23 protein-coding genes are annotated in these 23,106 nt (G+C 67.2%); 19 read left to right on the forward strand and 4 right to left on the reverse strand.

Features of this window, described 5'->3' with window-relative positions:
• Positions 1-16: 16 nt before the first annotated feature.
• The gene (locus tag ACJ7C5_RS04575; protein WP_412703189.1) at positions 17-2,611 is read right to left on the reverse strand and encodes a bifunctional aspartate kinase/diaminopimelate decarboxylase; all 2,595 of its coding nucleotides are present in this window, start codon (positions 2,609-2,611) and stop codon (positions 17-19) included.
• Between the two features lie 75 nt (positions 2,612-2,686).
• On the opposite strand from ACJ7C5_RS04575, the gene ACJ7C5_RS04580 reads away from it, so the two are divergent.
• The gene (locus ACJ7C5_RS04580; protein ID WP_412703190.1) at positions 2,687-3,562 is read left to right on the forward strand and encodes a PhzF family phenazine biosynthesis protein; all 876 of its coding nucleotides are present in this window, start codon (positions 2,687-2,689) and stop codon (positions 3,560-3,562) included.
• A gap of 111 nt (positions 3,563-3,673) precedes the next feature.
• Positions 3,674-4,552 (forward strand): PhzF family phenazine biosynthesis protein, encoded by an 879-nt coding sequence (locus ACJ7C5_RS04585; RefSeq protein ID WP_412703191.1) that lies wholly within the window; start codon positions 3,674-3,676, stop codon positions 4,550-4,552.
• A gap of 162 nt (positions 4,553-4,714) precedes the next feature.
• Here the strand turns inward: ACJ7C5_RS04585 and ACJ7C5_RS04590 are convergent, their stop codons facing one another.
• Complete coding sequence (locus ACJ7C5_RS04590) at positions 4,715-5,146, reverse strand: OsmC family protein (protein ID WP_005408443.1); 432 nt, start codon at positions 5,144-5,146, stop codon at positions 4,715-4,717.
• A 372-nt stretch (positions 5,147-5,518) separates the two neighbouring features.
• Between ACJ7C5_RS04590 and ACJ7C5_RS04595 the strand changes: the two genes are divergently transcribed.
• The 4 genes from ACJ7C5_RS04595 to ACJ7C5_RS04610 all read left to right on the forward strand — a co-directional run bounded on the left by ACJ7C5_RS04595 (position 5,519) and on the right by ACJ7C5_RS04610 (position 7,762).
• Positions 5,519-5,917 carry an HU family DNA-binding protein gene (locus ACJ7C5_RS04595; protein WP_010483539.1) on the forward strand — a complete coding sequence of 133 codons (399 nt, stop codon included), beginning with the start codon at positions 5,519-5,521 and terminating at the stop codon, positions 5,915-5,917.
• A gap of 254 nt (positions 5,918-6,171) precedes the next feature.
• Positions 6,172-6,480 (forward strand): DUF3861 family protein, encoded by a 309-nt coding sequence (locus ACJ7C5_RS04600; protein WP_010483541.1) that lies wholly within the window; start codon positions 6,172-6,174, stop codon positions 6,478-6,480.
• Positions 6,481-6,535: 55 nt separating this feature from the next.
• Positions 6,536-7,084, forward strand: a complete 549-nt coding sequence (locus ACJ7C5_RS04605) for a hypothetical protein (protein ID WP_412703192.1) — start codon at positions 6,536-6,538, stop codon at positions 7,082-7,084.
• A gap of 81 nt (positions 7,085-7,165) precedes the next feature.
• Complete coding sequence (locus tag ACJ7C5_RS04610; RefSeq protein ID WP_012510326.1) at positions 7,166-7,762, forward strand: YceB family lipoprotein; 597 nt, start codon at positions 7,166-7,168, stop codon at positions 7,760-7,762.
• 72 nt (positions 7,763-7,834) lie between these two features.
• Here the strand turns inward: ACJ7C5_RS04610 and ACJ7C5_RS04615 are convergent, their stop codons facing one another.
• The gene (locus ACJ7C5_RS04615) at positions 7,835-8,347 is read right to left on the reverse strand and encodes an SET domain-containing protein (protein ID WP_412703193.1); all 513 of its coding nucleotides are present in this window, start codon (positions 8,345-8,347) and stop codon (positions 7,835-7,837) included.
• A gap of 164 nt (positions 8,348-8,511) precedes the next feature.
• On the opposite strand from ACJ7C5_RS04615, the gene ACJ7C5_RS04620 reads away from it, so the two are divergent.
• From ACJ7C5_RS04620 to ACJ7C5_RS04640, 5 genes are all read left to right on the forward strand, one after another.
• Entirely contained in the window at positions 8,512-8,967 is a 456-nt protein-coding gene (locus tag ACJ7C5_RS04620) for an SUF system Fe-S cluster assembly regulator (protein ID WP_005408436.1), read from the forward strand.
• 17 nt (positions 8,968-8,984) lie between these two features.
• On the forward strand, positions 8,985-10,460 hold the full coding sequence (sufB, locus tag ACJ7C5_RS04625; RefSeq protein WP_043396952.1) for a Fe-S cluster assembly protein SufB: 1,476 nt from the start codon (positions 8,985-8,987) through the stop codon (positions 10,458-10,460).
• 74 nt (positions 10,461-10,534) lie between these two features.
• Positions 10,535-11,299, forward strand: coding sequence for a Fe-S cluster assembly ATPase SufC (gene sufC / locus ACJ7C5_RS04630; RefSeq protein WP_088024958.1), 765 nt, complete (start codon positions 10,535-10,537; stop codon positions 11,297-11,299).
• Positions 11,299-12,561: a Fe-S cluster assembly protein SufD gene (gene sufD / locus ACJ7C5_RS04635; RefSeq protein ID WP_094002073.1), complete on the forward strand. Its 1,263-nt coding sequence runs from the start codon at positions 11,299-11,301 to the stop codon at positions 12,559-12,561. The genes sufC and sufD overlap by 1 nt, the downstream gene beginning before the upstream one ends.
• Positions 12,558-13,814, forward strand: coding sequence for a cysteine desulfurase (locus tag ACJ7C5_RS04640; RefSeq protein WP_412703194.1), 1,257 nt, complete (start codon positions 12,558-12,560; stop codon positions 13,812-13,814). Before sufD ends, ACJ7C5_RS04640 begins: the two co-directional genes overlap by 4 nt.
• Positions 13,815-13,866: 52 nt before the next feature.
• Here ACJ7C5_RS04640 and ACJ7C5_RS04645 read toward each other — a convergent pair whose 3' ends face one another.
• Complete coding sequence (locus ACJ7C5_RS04645) at positions 13,867-14,271, reverse strand: hypothetical protein (RefSeq protein ID WP_412703195.1); 405 nt, start codon at positions 14,269-14,271, stop codon at positions 13,867-13,869.
• 150 nt (positions 14,272-14,421) lie between these two features.
• Between ACJ7C5_RS04645 and ACJ7C5_RS04650 the strand changes: the two genes are divergently transcribed.
• The 8 genes from ACJ7C5_RS04650 to ACJ7C5_RS04685 all read left to right on the forward strand — a co-directional run bounded on the left by ACJ7C5_RS04650 (position 14,422) and on the right by ACJ7C5_RS04685 (position 22,959).
• The gene (locus ACJ7C5_RS04650) at positions 14,422-14,961 is read left to right on the forward strand and encodes a GNAT family N-acetyltransferase (protein ID WP_412703196.1); all 540 of its coding nucleotides are present in this window, start codon (positions 14,422-14,424) and stop codon (positions 14,959-14,961) included.
• Positions 14,958-15,290: a non-heme iron oxygenase ferredoxin subunit gene (locus ACJ7C5_RS04655; RefSeq protein ID WP_094002070.1), complete on the forward strand. Its 333-nt coding sequence runs from the start codon at positions 14,958-14,960 to the stop codon at positions 15,288-15,290. Before ACJ7C5_RS04650 ends, ACJ7C5_RS04655 begins: the two co-directional genes overlap by 4 nt.
• A gap of 203 nt (positions 15,291-15,493) precedes the next feature.
• Complete coding sequence (locus tag ACJ7C5_RS04660; protein ID WP_097049932.1) at positions 15,494-15,898, forward strand: hypothetical protein; 405 nt, start codon at positions 15,494-15,496, stop codon at positions 15,896-15,898.
• Positions 15,899-16,050: 152 nt separating this feature from the next.
• Positions 16,051-18,351 carry a TonB-dependent receptor gene (locus ACJ7C5_RS04665; RefSeq protein ID WP_412703197.1) on the forward strand — a complete coding sequence of 767 codons (2,301 nt, stop codon included), beginning with the start codon at positions 16,051-16,053 and terminating at the stop codon, positions 18,349-18,351.
• 68 nt (positions 18,352-18,419) lie between these two features.
• The gene (locus tag ACJ7C5_RS04670) at positions 18,420-19,139 is read left to right on the forward strand and encodes a tetratricopeptide repeat protein (RefSeq protein ID WP_412703198.1); all 720 of its coding nucleotides are present in this window, start codon (positions 18,420-18,422) and stop codon (positions 19,137-19,139) included.
• Positions 19,140-19,149: 10 nt separating this feature from the next.
• The gene (locus tag ACJ7C5_RS04675; RefSeq protein WP_412703199.1) at positions 19,150-19,827 is read left to right on the forward strand and encodes a Fe2+-dependent dioxygenase; all 678 of its coding nucleotides are present in this window, start codon (positions 19,150-19,152) and stop codon (positions 19,825-19,827) included.
• Between the two features lie 163 nt (positions 19,828-19,990).
• Positions 19,991-20,392, forward strand: a complete 402-nt coding sequence (locus ACJ7C5_RS04680) for a hypothetical protein (RefSeq protein ID WP_180854101.1) — start codon at positions 19,991-19,993, stop codon at positions 20,390-20,392.
• Positions 20,393-20,538: 146 nt separating this feature from the next.
• A complete protein-coding gene (locus ACJ7C5_RS04685) occupies positions 20,539-22,959 on the forward strand; it encodes a TonB-dependent receptor domain-containing protein (protein WP_412703200.1) in 2,421 nt (806 codons plus the stop codon).
• Positions 22,960-23,106: the final 147 nt, after the last annotated feature.

The following is a 23,106-nucleotide window of genomic DNA, read 5'->3' on the forward strand; positions in this document are numbered from 1 at the left end:
AGGGCGCGGTTGGCGATCACTCGATCACATCTTCGCGCGGCAGCATCCGCTGGTTGTAGGTGTTGGCCATCGAATAGCCGTAGGCGCCGGCATCGGCGATCAGCATCACGTCGTCCGGTGCGGTCGACACCGGCAGCTTGCGACGCTTGCCGAACACATCGCTGGATTCGCAGATCGGGCCGACCACATCGAACGCGGCTTCGGCATAGCCGCCCTGGCGGCTGAGATTCTCGATGTCGTGCCAGGCGTCGTACAGGGCCGGGCGCATCAGCGCATTCATGCCGGCATCCAGGCCGACGCGGCGCACGCCGTCCTTCTCCACCACCTGGGTGACATGGGTCAGCAACACGCCGGACTCGGCCACCAGGTAACGACCCGGCTCGATCGCCAGGCGGAATGCCGGATGCAGTGCCTTGACCTCGGCCAGGCCCTCGGCCCAGGCGTCCAGGTCAAACGGCTCGTCTTCGTCGCTGTACGGAATCGGCAGGCCACCGCCGATGTCGATGGTCTGCACGCTGCCGATACGACGCGCGAAACCTGCCAGCTCATCGCACATCAGGCGCCAGTGCTGCGCGGTTTCCACGCCGCTGCCCAGGTGCGCATGCAGGCCGACCACGCGGCTGCCCAGATCGGTGGCCGCGCGCACGAACTCATCGACGCGGGCGATCGGGAGGCCGAACTTGGAGTCCTTGCCACCGGTACGGACCTTGGCATGGTGGCCTTCGCCACGGCCCAGATCCACGCGCAGCCACAGCTCGCGGTTGCGGAACAGGTCCGGCCAGCGCTGCAGTGCTTCGACGTTGTCGACGGTAACGGTCACGCCGAGCGCGAAAGCGGCTTCGTACTCGCTGCGCGGGCAGAAGCTGGGGGTGAACAGCACGCGCTTGGGCGACAGTTCCGGCAGGTGCTGGAACACATGCTTCAGCTCGCCGTGCGAGACGCACTCCAGGCCGAAGCCTTCGGCTTCCAGCAGCTGCAGGATGGCCGGGTGGCTGTTGGCCTTGATCGCGTAGTAGCGCTGGTCGATCGGCTTGATCGCGGCCAGCGCACGGGCGCGGGCGCGCACCGTCGGCAGGTGGTAGACGTAGCGCGGCGTACCGGCATCGGCCAGCTGCAACAGGTGCGCACGCTGGCCCCGCCACCACGGCGTGCCACGCGGGCGCACGGTGCCGGCGATCTCGCGCCAGCGCGGGCCGAACACTTCGGTCTCTTCCACCGGCATCGCACCGCTGTCGATCAGCTCGGCGTGCAGGATCGGCAGCAGGCCATCGGCATCGGCTTCGTCGATGACGAAGGTCAGGTTCAGGTCGTTGGACGACTGCGAGATCATGTGCACGCGCTCGCGGCCGAAGGTGGCCCACACGTCCGACAGCTTGTGCAGCAGCGAACGCATGCCACGGCCAACCAGGGTGATCGCCGCGCACGGCACGATCACCTTCACCTTGCAGATCTGCGACAGGTCGGCCGACAGCGCGGCCAGCACATCGGTGTTGACCAGGTTCTCGGACGGATCCAGCGACACGGTGACGTTGGTTTCGGCCGAACCGATCAGGTCCACCGACAGGCCATGCTTCTTGAACAGGTTGAACACATCGGCCAGGAAGCCGACCTGCTGCCACATGCCAATGCCTTCCATCGACACCAGCACGATGCCGTTGCGGCGGCTGATCGCCTTTACGCCCGGCACCGGTGCAGCGCTGCCATCGATGCTGGTGCCCGGCAGTTCCGGGCGTTCGGTATCGAGGATGGCCATCGGCACGCCGGCATCGCGGCATGGCTTGATCGAGCGCGGGTGCAGCACCTTGGCGCCGGTGGTGGCGATTTCCTGCGCCTCGTAATAGTCCAGGCGGGTCAGCAGGCGCGCGTCCGGCACGTCCTTCGGGTTGGCGCTGAACATGCCCGGCACGTCGGTCCAGATCTCCACGCGGCTGGCGCCGAGCAGCGCACCGAAGTACGCCGCCGAAGTATCCGAGCCACCGCGGCCGAGGATGGCGGTGCCGCCATCGGCATGCCGCGAGATGAAGCCCTGGGTGATCAGCAGGCGGGTCGGCTGCGCGCGGAAGCGCTGCATCCACTCGGAATCGGCACGCCACTGGCAGTTCACCGACAGACGCTGCGACCAGTCGCTCTGGTTCGGTTGCGGCGGCATCGCATCCAGCCACTGGCGGGCATCCATCCAGCCCATGTCCAGGCCCGAAGCGTGCAGATAGGCCGCGCCCAGGGTGGAGGACAACAGCTCGCCCTGGCCCAGCACTTCGGCCTGCCACTGCAGCGGACGGGTGGCCGCACGCGGGTCGTCGAGCAGGCCCTGCAGCGCCGCCAGGCGTTCGACCAGCACCTCTCGGCCCAGGCCGAGTTCAACCAGGAAGGCCTCGTGGCGCTCGACCAGCGCCGCAACGCGATCACGGCTGTCCGGCGCACCATCGGCAATCGCCGTCAGTTCGTTGGTGACCCCGGACAGCGCCGACACCACCACCAGCACGCGCGAGCCGGTCTCTTCCGCACGTTTTTTCGCCAGCTTCCCGATCGTGTCCCAGCGATGACGACGCGACACCGAGGTGCCGCCGAACTTCAGTACGATCCAACGATCGACAAGGGGGGAAGCTGACATGGATTGGCTATGTAGAATGTGGGGAAGCCGCCCTCGGGGGCGGAACCTTTGATTCTAAGCGCAATATCCCCGTAGATGGCCGTCCTCCGTTACCTGCAGCTCGATGTCTTCGCCCCCCGCCCCGGCACCGGCAACCCACTGGGCGTCATCCTGGACGCCGACGGGCTCTCCAGCCGCCAGATGCAGGCCCTGGCCGCCTGGCTGAACCTGTCCGAGACGGTGTTCTTCCTGCGCCCCAGCGCGCCCGGCGCCGACTACCACATCCGCATCTTCACCCCGACCCGCGAGCTGGCGTTTGCCGGCCACCCCAGCGTCGGCGCCGCCTGGGCGGCGGTGACCTGCGGCCTGGCGCAACCGCGCGACGGCGCCCTGCTGCAGCAATGCCAGGCGGGGTTGCTGCCGGTACGGGTGAGCGGTCCGGTCGAGGCACTGCAGATCCAGCTGGCCAGCCCACCGGCGCGGCAACTGGACACCTGCGCGGACGCCGCGCCGAAGGAGCTGCTGGCGCTGGCTGCCAGCGGGCACGTGCCCGAACTGTGGAGCAACGGTGCGCGCTGGTGGCTGCTGCCGCTGCGCGACGCCTCCGCCGTACGCAACCTGGCACCGGACATGGCCGCGCTGGCCGACTGGAGCCTTGCCACCGATGCCACCGGCTTGGCCGTGTTCGCCGACGAAGCCAGCAACGACCACGCCCGCGTGGTGCGCGCCTTCTGCCCCGCTGATGCGGCCGCCGTGCCCGAGGATCCGGTGACCGGAAGCGCCAATGCGTTGATCGGCGCCTGGCTGCGGCAGCGCGATGCCCTGCCGGGCCGCGAGGGCCGCTACGTGGCCAGCCAGGGCCGCGAAGTGGGCCGCGATGGCCGCGTACAGGTCGAGGTCGATGCGCAGGGCACGGTCTGGATCGGCGGCCAGGTGCAGCCGGTCATCGACGGCCACATCCGCTGGATGTAGAGCCGAGCCCACGCTCGGCTGCTTCTTCTCACACCCCAACACAGCCGAGCATCGGCTCGGCTCTACAACGGCGCGCTAAGCTGCGCGCTACCTGATTCTGGAGTTTCCCCGATGCCCGCACGCCGTTTCCTGCAGCTGGATGTGTTCTCCCCGCGCGCCGGCGCTGGCAATCCGCTGGCCGTGGTGCTCGATGCCGAGGGGCTGGACGATGCCAGCATGCAGGCCATTGCGCGCTGGACGCGCCTGCCCGAGACCACCTTCGTGCTCCCGCCGCAGGTCGCAGGCGCCAGCTACCGGCTGCGCATGTTCAGCCCACAGAAGGAGGTTCCATTTGCAGGCCATCCCAGCGTCGGCACCGCGCATGCGGTGCTGCGGGCCGGCCTGGCCGCAGCGGTCGATGGCGTGCTGGTGCAGGACGGCATTGCCGGTGCCCTGCCGCTGCGCGTCAGCGGTGAGGGTGCGCAGCAGCGCATCGCCATCCGCACGCCGCGCGCGCAGCTGGCCGAGACCACAGAGGCCAGCGATCCTCGCCTGCGGGCCGCGCTGAAGGGCTGGCCGCTGGGCACGCTGCCGCCGGCACGCATGCAGGGCGCGCGCAGCTGGTGGGTGGTGCAGGTAGCCGATGAAGCCGCATTGCGCGCGCTGCAGCCGGACTGGGATGCGGTGGCCGCACTGGCCGAGTCCACCGACAGCATGGGCGTGTTCGCCTATGCGTTCAGCGACGGCAACGAGGGATTCGATCTGGCCGTGCGCGCCTTCGTCGGCAACGGCCGCCGCTTCGAGGACGCAGCCTCCGGCGCCGCCAACGCCGTGCTGGCGGCATGGTTGGACCTGCGCGATGCGCTGCCCCGTGGCCGTGCACCGTTCGAAGTCAGCCAGGGCCGCGAAGTCGGCCATGACGCGCGCCTGACGCTGCTGGTCGACGAGGACGGCGAGGTCTGGTCGGGCGGCCAGGTGCAGACCGTCATCACCGGCACCCTTGATTGGTGATTGTGATGGGGGGTGGTAGAGCCGAAGGCAGCGGCAGGAGCCGCTGCCAACGTCGGATGCGACGGCCCGGAGGGTGGCGGCCAGGAAGGCCGCCATAACGCTGGCCGGCTGTTACCTGGACCTCGACATCATGCGGTTGCCGGCCAGCGGCCGGCACTACCCTCAGCCCAGCTCGGCTTCCAGGCTGATCGGCACGGCGCTCAGCGCCTTGGACACCGGGCAGTTCTGCTTGGCGTCATCGGCAATCGCACGGAACTGCGTCGCGTCGATGCCCGGCACCACCGCCTTTACCTTCAGCCTGATCTGCGAGAGCTGTGGGCCGCCTTCCAGCGACAGATCAACCTTGGCTTCGGTATCCAGCGAGGTCGGGGTAAAGCCGGCTTCGCCGAGCTTGGCCGACAGCGCCATGGTGAAACAACCGGCGTGCGCCGCAGCGATCAGCTCTTCCGGATTGGTGCCCTTTTCGTCGCCGAAACGGCTGTTGAAGCCGTAGCGGGTCTTGTCCAGCAGCCCACTCTGCGGCGTGCTCAACTGCCCCTTGCCCGACTTCAGATCGCCTTCCCAGTGCGCGGTGGCGTGTCGCGAGATTCCCATTGTGCTGCTCCTGCGTGGCGGTGATGAACGGTCACCCTCGCACGGGAGGCGTTAGCCCTGCGTCGCTCCGCCGCACGCCGCAGGTCCGTCGGAAACCGGACAACTGGTCACTTCTTCGCCAGACTGGCGCGCACTTTTCCCTTGTTTTCAGTGGTTTCGCGCATTCCACCGATGGGCCGGCGCCGGCCATCGCGTGCGCTGCCACACCCCCTTTCCCCACTACCGGCCATGTACTGAATCGGCCTGGATATGAAAAAACATGCACTTTCCGCGCTTCGGGCTATTGGCGGCGCCCGAGAGTTGCCCTACATTGCGCTTGCCGACGGGGTTCGGCGCCGACCAAACAACCAACCGTTCACGGAACAGGAAACCATGGCAAAGACCGCTAAGAAGGCTGCCCCGAAGAAGGCAGTGAAGAAAGTCGCGACGAAGGCAGCCGCCAAGCCGGCCGCTCCGAAGCCGATCAAGGAAGTGCTGACCAAGTCCGGCCTGGTTGCACACATCGCTGAAGCCTCCGGCGTCATCGCCAAGGACGTCCGCGCTGTGCTGGCCTCGCTGGAAAGCGCCGTCGCCTCCTCGGTGCACAAGAAGGGCGCTGGCTCGTTCACCCTGCCGGGCCTGCTGAAGATCACCACCGTCAATGTGCCGGCCAAGCCGAAGCGCAAGGGCATTAACCCGTTCACCAAGGAAGAGCAGTGGTTCGCTGCCAAGCCGGCCACCACCAAGCTGAAGGTGCGTCCGCTGAAGAAGCTGAAGGACGCCGCGCTGTAAGCGCGCGCCCCAACGCGGATTCCGACGGGACGGCTCTGGCCGTCCCGTTTTTTTTGTCCCAACCACGGTCCGCAACACAGCGTTGCCGCAATCCCGGGAATGCCCGTACAGGCCCGTCAGCATTGGCTGCGCCCGATCTGCTGCGGTACCGGAACGTACCGGGTGGAACACTGCGTGCAGCCCCGGCCATCGCCGCCGGGCACCGCCTTGCCTAAGGTGGGCACATCCTCCACAGCTACGGCGAGCACACCCTCATGGCCAGCCCCTCCACCCGCTACCGGATCTCGGTGACCCCCATCGAAAAGGACGGGCTGCAGTGCACCGGGCGCTGCACCATCGAACTGGAACATCGCGCCAGCCGCGACCTGATGCGCCTGCTGGAAGCGGCGCCACGCACCGCTGGCATCAGCGGCGACGAGCGCGCCACCCTGGTGATCGCCACACAGCTGCTGCGCGACATCGTGCAGCGCCACGCCGAAACCGAAGGCCATGCCCTGGCCGCCATCGCCGCGCAGGTGCTGCCGGCGCTGGATGCACTGGAACAGCTGCCCTCCTCCCGCTGATCGCGGCACAGCCGATACACTGCCTCCTTCCGTTCGCCTCGGGGAGGAGGCAGACATGCGCAGGTTCCTGATACTGATCGCACCACTGGTGCTGCTGGCCTGTTCCCGGCCGCCATCGCAATCCGATCCAGCGGATGCCGCACCGTCAGCAACGGCCGAGGTGGCTGCCCACACGAAGCCGCGGACCGCCGCAGAAGGCGATGCACCGGCCGTGCAGGCCATCGATGTCGACCCCCTGTTTGCCGCCGTCGCGGCCGAGGCCGAGCTGCCGGCGGGAATGCTCAATGCCTATGTCATGGCCCTGCTCAATCGCGATCGCAAGGCCGTCGACGCCGCGTGGACCTTCCCGCCCAGCGATGCACGACGCGCCGACGATGCCGCATTGCGCCAGCTCACGGACGTGCGCAGCCTGCGCCTGACCAGTGAACTGCCGATCGCGCGCGACGGTCACCAGCCGCCGCAGCTGCTGGAGGTTCCGGTGCAGATCCGCGCGGTGACCGCTGAGGGCACCTTCCGCTTCGGTGGCTGGTACCGCGTGCAGCCCAGTAGTGATGGTCGCGCCTGGCAGATCCAGTCGGCGCAACTGCGGCCAACGCTGGACTGAACCGTTGCAGCGGCATGCACGCACGATTCAGCCGGCACGGCTACTCTTTGATTCGTCCATTCATACCCACCGGTCACCGCCATGCGCCTGCGTTCCCTGATGACCCGCCTCGCCGCCTCCACCGTGCTGATCGCTGCTGCGATCGGCGCCCAGGCCGCCCCTTCCATCTCCGGCCGCGAACTGTCGGTGGGGGCCAGCGACGTGCAGCAGTACCTCGATGGCAGCTTCCCTCGCACCCAGGACGCCCTCGGCGGCCTGATCGCGCTGACCATGAGCCATCCGCAGCTGAGCCTTCCGGCCGGCGAGCGGCTGAACCTGGGCATGGATGTTGCTCTGGCCACCGCCGGCGGCAACCCCGCCAAACTGGGAACGGTGAAGCTCAGCAGCGGCCTGCGCTATGACGCGCAGACCCAGGGCTTCCACCTGCAGCAGCCCAGCGTGGATGACTTCACCCCGGCCAACCAGGGCGGTCGCCTCGATTCGCGCACCCGCGGCCTGCTCAATGCCTGGCTGAGCGACTACGCCCAGCGCGAACCGATCTACAAGCTGGACCCGGCCGTGGCCGGCCTGCTCGGCGCCCTGCAGGTACAGTCGGCACAGGTGAAGAACGGCAAGCTGGTGGTCACCTTCAACCAGAACCTGGGCAACCTGGTGCCGGCAGGCGTACTGGGCAAATAAGGTAGTGCCGGCCGCTGGCCGGCACGCTTTTCACATGTGTGCCGGCCAGCGACCGGCACTACCCTCCGCGGGTCAGCGCTTGGGCTGCAGCATGGTGCCGGTGCACTTGGGCGAGCCGCAGCGGCACTCCCAGATCTTCTTCAGCTTGGCGGTGTGGCGCTCGGCCAGGGTGATACCGTAGTTGTAGGTCAGCTCTTCGCCGGCCTTGATGTCACGCAGTGCCTCGATGAACACCTTGTCGCCACGGCTGTCGCCGTCCTCGTCTTCCTCGATCACTGCCTCGCAGTTCGGGTCGCAGCTGTGGTTGATCCAGCGCGCGTCATTGCCCTTGTAGTTGGCATCGATCACCCAGTCGTCGTTGAGGGTGAACAGGAAGGTATGGCCACTTTCGACGTCGCCGCTGTCATCGGCATCAACGTCGCCGTGGCTGCGCAGCAGGCCCTTGTACTGGATCACGCGCTCGCCCTGCTTGATCGGGGCCACGGAAAAAACACCGTTGCCGTGGATGGCGGACTTGCGGGCTTGGATCTTCTTGGGCATCGGCAAGGGAGGTCTGCAGCGAAAGGAACGTTGATTCTCGCCCATTCCGGGTGATTGCGAAAATCACCCCGTTGGCGCAGCATTGCGCCCTGGCAACGGCCCCGGTGTGTCCTCCCGGCCCGGCCCCAGCGCCGGCTGAATGCCCGGGTTGGATGGCGGCGAATAAAAGCGTACAATTTCAGTCCGCTTTAAGAACCACTCGCATCCCCATGTTGCGCGTCACCAAACTCACCGATTACGCCACCGTCGTACTGACTGTGCTCGCCGCCCGTCCGGGCGAGGTGCTCAGTGCCACCGAGCTGGCCGAATTCACCGGTCTGGAGCCGCCCACCGTCAGCAAGGTGCTCAAGCCGCTGGCCCAGGCCGGCCTGGTTGAAGGCCTGCGCGGCGTCCGTGGCGGCTACCGTCTGACCCGCCCGGCCATCGAGATCTCGCTGTTCGAAGTGGTCGAAGCGATGGAAGGGCCGCTGGCCCTGACCGAATGCAGCCACGACCACCACCAGTGCGGCATGGCGCCCAAGTGTGGCGCGCGCAGCAGCTGGCGGCTGATCAACGACGTGGTTTCCGAGGCCCTGCGCGATGTCACCCTCGCCCAGATCCTGCCCCCTCTCCCCCTTGCCGATGACGAACAGCGCCGCACCATCGCTGTCGACGTCGTCTCCTGATCCGTAGGCAGCCCCCCATGGCCACCGAAACCATCGAAAACGTCGCCCACGACGACACCCCCAACCGCGAGATCCACGAGCAGCTCGGCCGCAAGTATTCGGCCGGCTTCATCACCGAGATCGAATCGGACTCCCTGCCGCCGGGCCTGGACGAGGACACCATCCGTGCCCTGTCGGCCAAGAAGGAAGAGCCGGAGTGGATGACGCAGTGGCGCCTGGACGCCTACCGCCACTTCCTGACCATGCCGATGCCGGACTGGGCCAAGCTGGAGATCGCCCCGATCGACCTGCAGGCGCTCAGCTACTACTCCGCGCCGAAGGGCCCGAAGTACGCCTCGCTGGATGACGTGCCCAAGGAGCTGCTGGACACCTACGACAAGCTGGGCGTGCCGCTGCACGAGCGCGCCAAGCTGGCCGGCGTGGCCGTGGACGCGGTGTTCGACTCGGTGTCCGTCGGCACCACCTTCCGCAAGGAACTGGCCGAGAAGGGCATCATCTTCTGCTCGATGTCCGAGGCCATCAAGGAACACCCGGAGCTGGTGCGCCAGTACCTGGGCACCGTGGTGCCGGTGGGCGACAACTACTTCGCCGCGCTCAATTCGGCGGTGTTTTCCGATGGCAGCTTCGTGTTCATTCCCAAGGGCGTGCGCTGCCCGATGGAACTGAGCACCTATTTCCGCATCAACGCCGGCCACACCGGCCAGTTCGAGCGCACCCTGATCGTGTGCGAGGACAAGGCCTACGTTTCCTACCTGGAAGGCTGCACCGCGCCGATGCGCGACGAGAACCAGCTGCACGCCGCAGTGGTCGAGCTGGTCGCGCTGGAAGATGCGGAGATCAAGTACTCCACCGTGCAGAACTGGTACCCGGGCGACGAGAACGGCGTCGGCGGCATCTACAACTTCGTCACCAAGCGTGCCGAATGCCGTGGCGCGCGCAGCAAGGTCACCTGGACCCAGGTCGAGACCGGCTCGGCGATCACCTGGAAGTACCCGTCCTGCGTGCTGCTGGGCGACGACTCGGTCGGTGAGTTCCACTCCGTGGCGCTGACCCATCACCGCCAGCAGGCCGATACCGGCACCAAGATGATCCACGTCGGCAAGCGCACCAAGAGCAAGATCGTCAGCAAGGGCATCAGTGCCGGCCGTGGCCAGAACACCTACCGCGGCCTGGTGCGTGTGGACCGCAACGCCGACGGCGCGCGCAACTACACCCAGTGCGATTCGCTGCTGATCGGCAAGCAGTGCGGCGCGCACACCTTCCCCTACATCGAAGTGAAGAACCCGGGCGCCACCGTCGAGCACGAGGCCACCACCTCCAAGATCTCCGACGACCAGCTGTTCTACTGCCGCGCCCGTGGCATCAGCCAGGAAGACGCGGTGTCGATGATCGTCGACGGCTTCTGCAAGCAGGTGTTCCGCGAACTGCCGATGGAGTTCGCGGTGGAAGCCAAGAAGCTGCTGGAAGTCTCGCTGGAAGGTTCGGTGGGCTGACCGCCCGCCCCTGCCCCTCGCAAACGCATTCTCTTTACCGGCGGGCCGCGGCCCGCCCCACGGAAACCCCCACCATGCTGAAGATCGAAAACCTCCACGCCCGCATCGGCGACAAGGAAATCCTCAAGGGCCTGTCGCTGGACGTCCAGCCGGGCCAGGTGCACGCCATCATGGGCCCGAACGGCGCCGGCAAGTCCACGCTGGGCAATGTCCTGGCCGGCCGCGACGGCTATGACGTGACTGAAGGCAGCGTGCAGTTCGACGGCGTCGACCTGCTGGAGCAGGACCCGGAAGCGCGTGCCGCCGCCGGCCTGTTCCTGGCGTTCCAGTACCCGGTGGAGATCCCGGGCGTGAACAACACCTACTTCCTGCGCGCGGCACTGAACGCCCAGCGCAAGGCACGCGGCGAGGAAGAACTCGATTCCATGCAGTTCCTCAAGCTGGTGCGCCAGAAGCTGGCCGTGCTGCACCTGAAGGACGAACTGCTGCACCGTGGCGTCAACGAAGGCTTCTCCGGCGGCGAGAAGAAGCGCAACGAGATCTTCCAGCTGGCCGTGCTGGAGCCGAAGCTGGCGATCCTGGACGAAACCGACTCGGGCCTGGACATCGACGCACTGAAGAGCGTGGCCGATGGCGTCAACGCACTGCGCGCTGCTGATCGCTCGTTCCTGGTCATCACCCACTACCAGCGCCTGCTGGACTACATCAAGCCGGACGTGGTGCACGTGCTGGCCGATGGCCGCATCGTCAAGAGTGGCGGCCCGGAGCTGGCACTGGAACTGGAAGCGCACGGCTATGATTTCCTGAAGGACCGGGTCGTGCCCGAGGCGGCGGTCTGATGAGCGCCCTGCTTGATTCGATGGCCCAGGCCTTCTGCGGCAGCGATGCGCGCCGCGAAGTGCTGGATGCGGCCCTGCGCGACGGTCTGCCGGCCGCCCGCAACGAAGCCTGGAAGTACACCTCGCTGCGCCAGTTGGAACGCCGTGCGTTTGCTGCCGCACCGCTGCAGGGCCCGGCGCTGGACGCCGCGCTGCTGGACGACATCCCGGCGCCGCGCCTGGTGTTCGTCAACGGCCGCCTGGATGCCGCGCTGAGCGACGTGCAGGCGCTGCCGGACGGCGTGCAGTTGCAGCCGCTGTCGGCCGCACTGGCCTCCGGCGAAGACGCCGTGCGTTTCCTTGGCCGGCGCTACGAGCGCAGCGAGGAGATCTTCGCCCGCCTGAATGCCGCGCTGGCCGATGAAGGCGTGGTGCTGCGCGTAGATGAAGGCGTACAGGTCGAAGTGCCGCTGCAGCTGGTGTTCGCCAGCGTGGCCGGCGATACCGACCTGGCCTGGCATCACCGCCACCTGATCGAACTGCGTGCCGGCGCCAGCCTCGGCGTGGTCGAGCACCGCTTCAGCGTGGGTGACTCCGCCCACCTGGACAACACCGTACTGCATGCCCACGTCGCCCGTGATGCCGTGCTCAAGCACGCCCGCGTGCAGGCCGGCAGCGCGCGCCAGACCAGCTTCCTGCGCACCGACGCCGTGCTGGCCCGCGACGCGCAGTACCACCGCGTCGACCTGGAACTGGGCGCAGCGCTCAGCCGCCATGAACTGAACGTGCGCCTGGAAGGCGACAATGCGCAACTGACCGCCAACGGCGTGCTGCTTGGCAATGGCCGCCGCCACGTCGAAACCCGCCTGGGCATCGACCACATCGCGCGCGATACCAGCTGCGAACTGCTGTGGCGTGGCGTCGCCGCCAACCGCAGCCGCGTGGTGTTCCATGGTGGCATCCAGATCCGCGAAGGCGCCGATGGCACCGACGCGAACCTGTCCAACAAGAACCTGCTGCTGTCGGCCGATGCCGAGATCGACACCCAGCCCACGCTGGTGATCGACGCCGATGAAGTGAAGGCCGCGCACGGTGCGACCGTCGGCCAGCTCGATGCCAACGCGCTGTTCTACCTGCGCTCGCGCGGCCTGCCGCAGGCACAGGCGCAGGCCCTGCTCAGCGCCGCGTTCTGCCACGAGCCGCTGAAGATCCTGCCGGACGCGCTGCGTGCGCAGCTGGCACGCCGTCTGGACAAGGCGCTGGCCGAGGCGGGTGTGGCATGAACCTGTCCACGCCGCGCCCGATCGAAGAACGCACCGGCGCTCCCGACTGGGACCGCGTCCGCCTCGACTTCCCGCTGTTGATGCGTGAAGTGCACGGCAAGCCGCTGGTCTATTTCGACAACGCCAATACCGGCCAGAAGCCGGTGCAGGTGATCGGCGCGGTGGACGAGTTCTACCGCCGCTACAACGCCAACGTCAGCCGAGCGGTGCATGCACTGGGCAGCGAAGCCACCGATGCCTACGAAGGCGCACGCAACAAGCTGGCGCGCTTCCTCAACGTGCGCCCCAGCGACCTGGTGCTGTGCAGTGGCACAACCTTCGCCATCAACCTGGTGGCTTACTCGTGGGCGCTGCCGCGATTGAAGGCCGGTGACGTGATCCTGATCACGCGCATGGAGCATCACGCCAACATCGTGCCGTGGCAGCTGGTTGCCCAGCGCACCGGCGCGACCATCCGCGTGGCCGAGATCACCCCCGATGGTGCGCTGGACCTGGACGCGCTGCGCGCGACGATGACCCCCGAGGTCAAGCTGCTCGCCGTCACCCACGTGTCCAACGTGCTGGGCACGGTCAATCCGGTGCGCGAGATCTGCCGTGAAGCGCGCAAGCGCGGCATCATCACCGTGGTCGATGGCTCGCAGGCGGTGCCGCATCGCAAGGTCGACGTGGCCGCGATCGGCTGCGACTTCTACGCCATCACCGGCCACAAGATGTGCGGCCCGACCGGCACCGGTGCGCTGTGGGCGCGCCGCGAGCACCTGGACGCGATGCCACCGTTCCTCGGTGGCGGCGAAATGATCAAGGAAGTCAGCTTCGACGGCACCGTTTTCAACGATGCCCCGCACAAGTTCGAAGCCGGCACCCCGAACATCGCCGGTTTCATCGGCCTGGGCGTGGCCGCCGACTACCTGCAGCAGCTCGGCCAGGAGAACGTGGAAGCCCGCGAAGCCGAACTGCTGGCGCACTTCACCGAAGAGCTGCGCCACGTCGACGGCCTGCGTATCATCGGCGAAGCGCCGGAGAAGGCCGCCGTGGTCTCGTTCCTGATCGACGGCGCGCATGCCCATGACCTGGCGACCCTGCTCGACCTGGAAGGCGTGGCCGTGCGCTCGGGCCAGCACTGCGCGCACCCGCTGCTGCAGTACTTCGGCGTGGCGGCTACCTGCCGTGCCTCGCTGGCGTTCTACAACACCCACGCTGAGATCGAGCGGTTCATGACTGCGCTGACGAAGGTGCGGAAGTTGCTGGGGTGAGATTCCCAGGCCAGCCGGAAGCCGAGAACGCCGCGGGAAGCCGCGGCGTTTTTCATGGCGGCGCCAATGGCAGGATCGAAGACACGCAGAGCTCCGCAGGCCATTGCCCAAGATGCCCCTTGCCGAAAGGGAAATCGGGCCGGGCCGCCGCTACGATTCCGGTGAGCTCAACCGCCTGCTCTGGCGGCAGCACCAGGATGGGAATTCCATTCACCCACACGCCCTCAGCCGCCCATGGGTCCTGTACCGGCGGCCCGGGATGCAGCGCAGACATTTCAGAACCATCAACGTAGGCACCCCGCACGCGTACCAATCTCCCGTGATAGCGCATGGGATCAGCCCGCAGCGCCTCCAACGTGACCGGCAACGCACGGGACGGACTGAAACCCGGGCACCCCAGGCCGTTGGGCGCAATGCCGCCGCCGTCCACATGCGCCGGCAGACGTACCAGGGCCATCATCATCCCCGCGGTCAACGCCAGCGCGACTCCCCTCGACACGTCCACGCCACGGCCCTGTATGACAGTTGATGAAGCGCGAGCATACCGTTGCCGGAACTGCCGGGGCGCCCCATTTGCGCCCGCCCCCACCCCACCTAGAATGTGCCCATGACCACCCTGACCTACCGGGCCGCCACGCCGGCCGACATCCCCGCCCTGATCACCCTGGTCACCTCGGCTTACCGTGGTGACGCCAGCCGCGTTGGCTGGACCACCGAAGCCGACCTGCTGGACGGCGCCCGCATCGACGCCGAAGGCATCCAGGCCGACCTGGACCGCCCGCGCTCCACCATCCTGCTGGCCGAGCGCGGGAACCAGCTGGTGGCCTGCGCCCACGTTGCCGATGTCGATGGCAAGGGCTACTTCGGCATGTTCTCGGTCGACCCGGCCCAACAGGGCGGCGGTGTCGGCAAGCAGATGATGGAGGCTGCCGAAGCGCATGCCGCGCGCGAATGGAGCGTGCCGGTGATGCAGATGACGGTGATCGACGTGCGCGACGAACTGATCGCCTTCTATGAACGCCGCGGCTACCAGCGCACCGGCATCAAGAAGCCGTTCCCGTATGGCGACGAACGCTTCGGCATTCCCAAGCGCGACGACCTGCGCTTCGAGATCCTGGAAAAACCGCTGGCCGGAGCCGCCGCGTGAGCGAGGCCTGGACCTTTGTCTGTGCCGGCGCCGAGTTGTTGCCGGGTGAAATGAAGAGTGTGTTCGACGAGGTGACCGGCACGCCGATCGTGGTGTTCAACCTCGACGGCGAGCTGTACGCCCTGGAAGACCAGTGCACGCATGAGGAGTTCGAGCTGTCCTCGGGCGAATTCAACACCAGCGAAGGCAGCGTGGAATGCGTGCTGCACGGGGCGCGCTTCGACGTGCGCGATGGCCGCGCCCTGTGCGCCCCGGCCTACAGCCCGGTGCCCAAGTTTCCGGTAAAGCGCGAGCACGACGCGATCTGGACCCGCGACGACCGGGATTGAGGCGGCGTTCGGCCCGGAGGAATCAGCCACGGGCCGCCCCGCGAGAGAGCATCCACCCATGGGGTGGCTCTACCAGAAGGCCGTGAGGGCCTTCCCAGGCCACTCCAGGGCCGCCCCGGCGACGCGCCACGCCCCGCACATGCGAATCATTATCGTTGATGTTATTCTACGTAACATCTTCGTAACGACTCCGCCTCCGCGCCATGGCTTCGCCCGCGCCCACCGCCACGCTGTGCCAGCTTGCCCGTCAAGGGTGGCCGCTGCTCGTGGCCGCGCTGCTGACACTGCTGCTGGGCTGGTCGGCACTGCACGAAGGACGCGGCAACAACCCGGCCACCCACGGCTGGCAGGCACACGCTGAAAATCTGCAGCAGGTCATGCCGATGCCGGCCCCGCCGGCGGACGAGTGCCCGCACCATGCCGCGCCAGCACCCGAGCCGCCGCTGGATGGCGAGGGTGCCACGCCCTGTACCGGACTGCCCCCCCCGCGCGCCGCCCTGGTCGCGCATGTTCCGCTGTGGCGTTCCGACGCTCTGCGCTGGCAGCTGCGTGATCCCGCACTGCGGTTGAACCCCGGCCACGCTCCGCCCGCACCGCACGCCAGCTGAGGCGCCCTGCGGCCGTTGCCGTGCGCCTGATTGCGTTTCCTGCCAGCCGAGCATGGCTCGGCTCTACAGAACCCACTTCCCGCCTGTCGCCGCATGCCCATCTGCGCCGGCTCGCTCTCGCCCTTTCCCGATCCAAGCCACTACCTACAGCCATGACCCACATCACGTCCCGCAAGCACGCTCCGCGCGTTTCCCTGCTCGCCACCGCCACCCTGGCCGCCGGTTTCGCGCCGCTGGCCGCACAGGCTGCCGACAGCGCCGACGGCTCCCGCAAGGCCACCGACCTGGACAAGGTGCAGGTACGCGGCAGCTGGTTCAATCCGTCCTCGCCGAAGTTCACCGCCGAGCTGCTGGACACCCCGAAGTCGGTATCGATCGTGTCGGAGAAGCTGATCGCCGAGACCGGTGCGACCAACCTGCAGGATGCGCTGCGCATGGTGCCGGGCATCACCTTCGGTGCCGGCGAAGGCGGCAACCCGACCGGCGATCGTCCCTTCATCCGTGGCTTCGATTCGCAGAGCAACATCTTCGTCGACGGCCTGCGCGATGTCGGCTCGCAGACCCGCGAGATCTTCGACCTGGAGCAGGTGGAAGTGGTCAAGGGCCCGAGCTCGGCCTACGGCGGCCGTGACTCCGGTGGTGGCAGCCTGAACCTGGTGAGCAAGACGCCGAAGCTGAAGAACGAGACCAGCGCCAGCATGGGCATCGGTACCGACAGCTACGCACGCGGCACCGTGGACGCCAACTACGTGCTGGGCGATGGCATCGCCGCCCGCCTGAACCTGATGAAGCACGAGTCGGACATCGCCGGCCGTGACGCTGCCAATGTCAGCCGCTGGGGCATCGCACCGTCGATCGCGTTCGGCCTGAACGGGCCGGCGCAGCTGATCGCCAGCCACTACCACATGCAGAGCGATGACCTGCCGGACGCGGGTGGCTTCCCGTACAACAACCCGTTCACCAGCGGCCCTAACGTGGCCAAGAATGGCGATGGCCGCCCGATGGTGCCGGACCGCAACAACTACTACGGCCTGGTCGACCGTGACTTCCAGCGTACCCGCGCCGACATCAGCACCCTGGACGCCAGCTACGATTTCGGCGGCCACAAGCTGCGCAACATCGCGCGCCTGGGCAACACCAGCAACGACTACCTGTGGACCCAGCCCGACGACAGCAAGGGCAACCCGAACAATTACGGCACCTTGTGGCGCCGCACCAACAGCCGCGCCGTCGACGTCAAGAGCTTCGCTGATCAGCTCGGCCTGACCGGCGCCTTCCAGACCGGCGCACTGAAGCACAGCTACAGCGCCGGCGTGGAATACAGCGACGAGAAGATGACCCGCGGCAGCTACCTGATGACGCCGGGCACCGCCAATCCGCTGGAAACTGCCGCCAACAGCTCCGTGTGCCGCGTGTCCGGCGCCGCCACCAACTACAACTGCACCGACTTCAACAATCCGAATCCGAACGATCCGTGGGCTGCCGGTCAGATCGTCTATCGCAGCAACAAGGCGCTGGACGTTGAACAGCGCACCAAGACCAAGTCCGCCTATCTGTTCGACACCATCGAGCTCAATGCACAGTGGAGCTTCAACGTCGGCCTGCGTTATGACGATTACAGCACTACGCTGACCACGCCGGTGCTCAACGCAGCGCCGACCCGCCTGCGCAACGATAACGACTTCGTGAACTACCAAGCCGGCGTCGTGTTCAAGCCGGCGGCCAACGGCAGCATTTACCTGTCGTGGGGCACCTCCTCGACCCCGCCGGGCATGGACGGTGGCGATGGCTCCGACGGCCTGACCGGGCTGGTGGCCGACCTCAAGCCGCAGGATACGAAGAACCTCGAACTCGGCACCAAGTGGGACCTGCTGGACAACCGCCTGAACCTGACCGCGGCGATCTTCCACACCGTGATGAACAATGCACGTGTGACCATCGACAACGGCACCAGCCAGAATGCTGGCAAGAAGGAAATCAACGGCTTCGAACTGGGCTTCAATGGCCAGTTGACCGATGCCTGGAGCCTGTACGGCGGCTACACCTACCTGGATTCGGAACTGAAGGACAACGGCTTTGTGTGCGCCGTGTCCGGCCGCACCTGCCCGTCCAACGTCTACGTGCCGTCGCCGAACAACGGCAACGTGTTCCCGAACACCGCCAAGCACAGCGCCAACCTGTGGACCACCTACCGCTTCCCGATCGGCCTGACCATCGGCGCCGGCGCGTTCTACTCGGACAAGCAGTACGGTGATGTCGCCAACACCAAGTGGATCCCGAGCTACACCCGCTTCGACGCGATGGCCAGCTACGCGATCCAGGACAACATCAGCCTGCAGCTCAACGTGCAGAACCTGACCGACAAGACCTACTTCACCAAGGCCTATGCCTCGCACTACGCGAGCATCGCCCCGGGTCGCTCGGCCACCCTGGCACTGAACGTGAAGTTCTGATGTAACTCCGCTCCACCACGGCGGCAGGGTCTCCTGCCGCCGTTTTTGTTTCCGGCGATACTCACCCCATGGTTACCCGCACTCCCATCGACAGCGACGCCCTGGCCGAGCTGCTGCAGCATGATCCGCAGGCCGCGTTCGCACGCGTGCGCGACGCCGCGCAGGCTGGACAGGTCGAGGCACAACTGCTGCTCGCGCAGATGCACATGGAAGGCAAAGGCACCGCGCAGGACGCCTCGGCCGCGCTGCTCTGGTACGAAACCGCCGCCAACAACGGCGCGCCGATGGCGATGAACATGCTCGGCCGCTGCCATGAGCTGGGCCACGGCACCGCGGCCAACCCGACACTCGCCGCGGTGTGGTACCGGCGCGCGGCCGACACGGGGCTGGACTGGGGCCTCTACAACCTGGCCAACCTGCTGGCCACCGGCCGCGGCGTTCCGCAGGACCGCGCGCAGGCACTGGCCCTGTACACCCGTGCTGCGCACCTGGGCCATGCCAAATCGATGAACCTGCTGGCCCGCCACCTCGAAGACGGGCTGGATACCGCACCCGATCCGCAGGCGGCGCTCGCCTGGTACCAGCGCGCGGCCGAAGCCGGTGATTTCCGCGGCCAGGCCAACTACGCCTCGATCCTGCTGCAGGCCGGCCAGGTCGAGCAGGCCGTGCATTGGCTGCGGCTCGCACTGGCGCACGGCAGCCCGGCGTTCATGGCGCACATCGTGCCGGAGCTGGCCGCGTCGCCGCATCCACAGGTGCGCGCCCTGGTCGCACCGCCGTCCCTCTGAGGAGTCCTGCATGCTGCTGCACATCCCCGACATTCTCAGCGCCGACCAGGTGGCCGATTTCCGTCGCCGCCTCGACGCCGCCGACTGGACCGATGGCCGCGAAACCGTGGGCCACCTGGGCGCACAGGCCAAGCACAACCAGCAGCTGCCCGAGGCCTCGCCGCTGCGCCGCGAACTGGGCGAGATCATCCTCGTCGCGCTGGTCCGGCACCCGCTGTTCTTCAGCGCAGCGCTGCCGCTGAAGTACCTGCCGCCGCGCTTCAACCGCTACAGCGGGGGCGGCACCTATGGCTTCCATGTCGATGGCGCGGTGATGAACCTGGCCAACGGCGAACAGCTGCGCTCGGACATCTCCTGCAGCCTGTTCCTGTCGGCGCCCGAGGAGTACGAGGGCGGCGAGCTGATCATCAGCGATACCTACGGCGAGCACGAGGTAAAGCTGCCGGCCGGCGACCTGATCGTATATCCGTCCAGCAGCCTGCACCAGGTGCGGCCGGTCACCCGCGGCGCGCGCGTTGCCTCGTTCTTCTGGGTGCAGAGCATGATCCGCGACGACGTGCAGCGGCGCCTGCTGTGGGAAATGGATGGCTCGATCGAGCGCCTGCGGCAGACCGGCGGCGACGCCGAGGCGGTGCTGCAGCTGACCGGCGTGTACCACAACCTGCTGCGGCGCTGGAGCGAAGTCTGAGCCCCACCTGGCCGGCCTGCGACATTTTGGCAATCATTCTCATTTGCAACGGCTAACAGCTCTCATTACAATCACGCCCCGTTGATGCCGGCCGCTGCCGGCAGACCTTTGGGGACCCCGCTTGCTGCGCCCGCTTCGCCCTCGTCCACTCATCCATCGCAAGATGGGCACCGCCATGCGCGGCCAGCGTCCTGCGCTGGCCAGCCTGCTGGCGTGGGTGGCGATGCTGGCCTTGCTGCTGGGCACCCTGCCGCTGCTGCCGCACGCCCAGGCCGGAATGGCCGTGCAGATGCCGCTGGAAGAACGCGGTGGCGAAGGCCCCCTGCAGGAAGAGGCACCGGCCAAGCTGCGCCGCTGCGCGTCCGCTCCGGTGAAGTCGGCCGAGAAGGCACGTCCGCCACTGCTGCTGGCGAGCCAATGGCTGCGCACTGAGCTGGAACTCGTACCCGCCACGCCGGCCATGCCCGGCGTGCGCCCGGACTGGCCGCTGGCCGCTCCGGACACGCCCTGGGCCGATGCGCCCGGGCGTCGCCAGCAACGCGGCCAGGCGCCGCCGCTCGCCTGATCCACGGCCCGACGTGACCGCCTTCGCGGTCGCGCCTGTACGCCGCTGCCTGCTTCATCCCTGCCGCCCCTGACCGGGCCTCCCCGTGCATGCCGCGCCGTTTGCGCCAGGCATCGCACCACCCTGCATCCTTCGAGGTAACTGCCATGGCCCAGCGCCATCGTGTCCGTTCGTCCCTGTCCCGTACCCTGCTGACCAGCGCCGTGCTGGCGGCCATGACCGCCCCTGCCCTCGCCCACGGTGACGCTTCCGGCGCACCGCAGACGCTCGACAAAGTGGTGGTCACCGCCTCCGGCTTCGAGCAGAAGGTGGTCGACGCCCCGGCCAGCATCAGCGTGGTCAGCCGCGAAGAACTCAGCAAGCGCCCCTACACCAACCTGGTCGACGCGCTGCGCGACGTCGAAGGCATCGACGTCGGCCTGGAGGCCAGCGACAAGAACGGCCGCGCCACCATTTCCATGCGTGGCCTGCCGTCCGAGTACACCCTGGTACTGATCGACGGCCGTCGCCAGAGCAATGTCGGCCAGCTGTATCCGAACAACTTCGGTGGCGGCCAGTTCGCCTACCTGCCGCCGCTGGACGCGATCGAACGCATCGAAGTGGTACGCGGCCCGATGTCCACGCTGTACGGCTCGGATGCAATGGGTGGCGTCATCAACATCATCACCCGTCGCAACCAGGACAGCTGGCACGGCGCTGTGACCCAGGGCTTCACCGTGCAGCAGGACGATCAGTTCGGTGATGCACGCACCACCGACCTGTACCTCAGCGGCCCGCTGCTGAAGGACCGCCTCAGCCTGGCAGTACGCGGCAGCTACTACGACGCCAAGGCCTCCAATCCGGAGTGGGATGCACTGACCCTGCCGGACGGCAGCCTGTGGGAGCGCAGCATCGGCTTCGGCGGCGGTGGCAAGTCGGTGGCCAACACCAACTGGAACACTGGCGTACGCCTGGATTTCCGCGTCAACGACGATCACGAACTGTGGCTGGACTACGACGTGTCGCGGCAGAAGTACGACAACAGCGACGGCCAGACCGGCACGCTGGACAGCCTGGCCAGTCTCTGGCGCGTCGGCAACGCGGTCATCCCCAACCCGAACGGCAGCGGCACCGTCACCCGCCGCGTGGTGCAGCCGCGCGTGGGCTACACCGCCTACCAGCGCTACGAGCGCGACCAGTTGTCGCTGACCCACCAGGGCCGCTACAGCTTCGGCACCTGGCAGACCTCGCTGACCCACAGCAAGAGCAGCAACCTCGGCCGCTCGCTGCCGCTGACCCTGGACGAACGCGCCAACCTGCAGACCCTTTGGAACGACGTCTGCCGCCGCACCGGCGGCGCCAACAACTGCGCGGCCGGCCGTGGCAATGCACTGGCCGCCCTCAACCCGAGTGAAATGGCACGCCTGCAGGCATTCCTGCCGCGTCCGCTGCGCACCATGGAGCTGGAAGGCTACGTGCTCGACACCATGCTCGACCTCGACTTCGGCGCGCACAAGCTGACCGTTGGCGGCCAGTACAACGACACCGACATGATCGACGGCGTGTTCGGCATGGATGGCGCCGGTTACCGCAGCAACACCAAGCAGAAGCACCGCATGTGGGCCCTGTTCGCCGAGGACAACTGGTCGCTGACCGACACCCTCACCGCCACCTTCGGCCTGCGCTACGACGACCACAACGTGTTCGGCAGCCACGTCAGTCCGCGCGGCTACCTGGTATGGAACGCCAGCGACGCGTGGACCTTCAAGGGTGGCGTCAGCACCGGCTACAAGACGCCGCGTCCGGACCAGCTGTTCCCGGGCATCACCGGCTTCGGTGGCCAGGGCGTGCTGCCGCTGGTGGGCTCGCCGAACCTGAAGCCTGAAACCAGCACCAACTATGAGCTGGCCGCCTACTACGAAGGCCAGCGCTGGGGCTTCAACGTGACCGGCTTCTTCAACAAGTTCGAGGACAAGATCGCCAGCGGCGGCACCTTCCCGAACTGCGAAGTGGCGCCGGCCAGCAGCGGTTACTGCGTGGACATCGGCCCGGGCTGGGCGGCGCTGGGCTACAGCACCTTCACCCAGAGCGTGAACATCGACAAGGCCGAGACCCGCGGTGCCGAACTGGCCGCGCATGTCGACCTGCACGACACCCTGCAGCTGCGCGGCAACTACACCTGGACCAAGAGCGAGCAGACCAGCGGCCCCGACAAGGGACGCCCGATCTCTGGCACCACGCCGGCAAAGCACATGGCCAACGCCAGCCTCAACTGGCAGATCAACGAAGCGGTCAGCCTGTCGCTGATCGGCGAGGGCCGCTACGACCGCTACCGCGACACCCTCATCGACAGCGCCGGCACCCGCCACGTGCGCTATTACGAGGACTACACGATCTTCCACCTGGGCGGCAGCTGGAAGGCCACGCCGTGGCTGACGGTCAACGCACGGGTCAACAACCTGTTCGACAAGGACTTCGTTTCGCAGTCGTGCCTGCTGCTCAATCCCAGCGAGTTCAGCTGCGTGGATGATTACGCGACCAAGGACCAGCGCCGCAGCTACTGGATTTCGCTCAACGCGAAGTTCTGATCGCCGCGCACCGCGCTGCTTCGGTAGGTGCCAACCTTGGTCGGCACCGCCCTGCCCTGGTGGGTGCCAACCTTGGTCGGCACCGCTTCATCCACGCATGGCGTGGATCTACCGACCGGCGGTAACGGTAGTGCCGGCCGCTGGCCG

This window comes from Nocardiopsis yanglingensis (genome assembly GCF_045809185.1).
Lineage (GTDB): Bacteria > Pseudomonadota > Gammaproteobacteria > Xanthomonadales > Xanthomonadaceae > Stenotrophomonas > Stenotrophomonas yanglingensis.

Coding starts and splice junctions, on each gene's coding strand:
- ACJ7C5_RS04575 (WP_412703189.1), bottom strand. CDS start 2,611: ATGTCAGCTTCCCCCCTTGTCGATCGTTGGATCGTACTGAAGTTCGGC.
- ACJ7C5_RS04580 (WP_412703190.1), top strand. CDS start 2,687: ATGGCCGTCCTCCGTTACCTGCAGCTCGATGTCTTCGCCCCCCGCCCC.
- ACJ7C5_RS04585 (WP_412703191.1), top strand. CDS start 3,674: ATGCCCGCACGCCGTTTCCTGCAGCTGGATGTGTTCTCCCCGCGCGCC.
- ACJ7C5_RS04590 (WP_005408443.1), bottom strand. CDS start 5,146: ATGGGAATCTCGCGACACGCCACCGCGCACTGGGAAGGCGATCTGAAG.
- ACJ7C5_RS04595 (WP_010483539.1), top strand. CDS start 5,519: ATGGCAAAGACCGCTAAGAAGGCTGCCCCGAAGAAGGCAGTGAAGAAA.
- ACJ7C5_RS04600 (WP_010483541.1), top strand. CDS start 6,172: ATGGCCAGCCCCTCCACCCGCTACCGGATCTCGGTGACCCCCATCGAA.
- ACJ7C5_RS04605 (WP_412703192.1), top strand. CDS start 6,536: ATGCGCAGGTTCCTGATACTGATCGCACCACTGGTGCTGCTGGCCTGT.
- ACJ7C5_RS04610 (WP_012510326.1), top strand. CDS start 7,166: ATGCGCCTGCGTTCCCTGATGACCCGCCTCGCCGCCTCCACCGTGCTG.
- ACJ7C5_RS04615 (WP_412703193.1), bottom strand. CDS start 8,347: ATGGGCGAGAATCAACGTTCCTTTCGCTGCAGACCTCCCTTGCCGATG.
- ACJ7C5_RS04620 (WP_005408436.1), top strand. CDS start 8,512: ATGTTGCGCGTCACCAAACTCACCGATTACGCCACCGTCGTACTGACT.
- sufB (WP_043396952.1), top strand. CDS start 8,985: ATGGCCACCGAAACCATCGAAAACGTCGCCCACGACGACACCCCCAAC.
- sufC (WP_088024958.1), top strand. CDS start 10,535: ATGCTGAAGATCGAAAACCTCCACGCCCGCATCGGCGACAAGGAAATC.
- sufD (WP_094002073.1), top strand. CDS start 11,299: ATGAGCGCCCTGCTTGATTCGATGGCCCAGGCCTTCTGCGGCAGCGAT.
- ACJ7C5_RS04640 (WP_412703194.1), top strand. CDS start 12,558: ATGAACCTGTCCACGCCGCGCCCGATCGAAGAACGCACCGGCGCTCCC.
- ACJ7C5_RS04645 (WP_412703195.1), bottom strand. CDS start 14,271: ATGGCCCTGGTACGTCTGCCGGCGCATGTGGACGGCGGCGGCATTGCG.
- ACJ7C5_RS04650 (WP_412703196.1), top strand. CDS start 14,422: ATGACCACCCTGACCTACCGGGCCGCCACGCCGGCCGACATCCCCGCC.
- ACJ7C5_RS04660 (WP_097049932.1), top strand. CDS start 15,494: ATGGCTTCGCCCGCGCCCACCGCCACGCTGTGCCAGCTTGCCCGTCAA.
- ACJ7C5_RS04665 (WP_412703197.1), top strand. CDS start 16,051: ATGACCCACATCACGTCCCGCAAGCACGCTCCGCGCGTTTCCCTGCTC.
- ACJ7C5_RS04670 (WP_412703198.1), top strand. CDS start 18,420: ATGGTTACCCGCACTCCCATCGACAGCGACGCCCTGGCCGAGCTGCTG.
- ACJ7C5_RS04675 (WP_412703199.1), top strand. CDS start 19,150: ATGCTGCTGCACATCCCCGACATTCTCAGCGCCGACCAGGTGGCCGAT.
- ACJ7C5_RS04680 (WP_180854101.1), top strand. CDS start 19,991: ATGGGCACCGCCATGCGCGGCCAGCGTCCTGCGCTGGCCAGCCTGCTG.
- ACJ7C5_RS04685 (WP_412703200.1), top strand. CDS start 20,539: ATGGCCCAGCGCCATCGTGTCCGTTCGTCCCTGTCCCGTACCCTGCTG.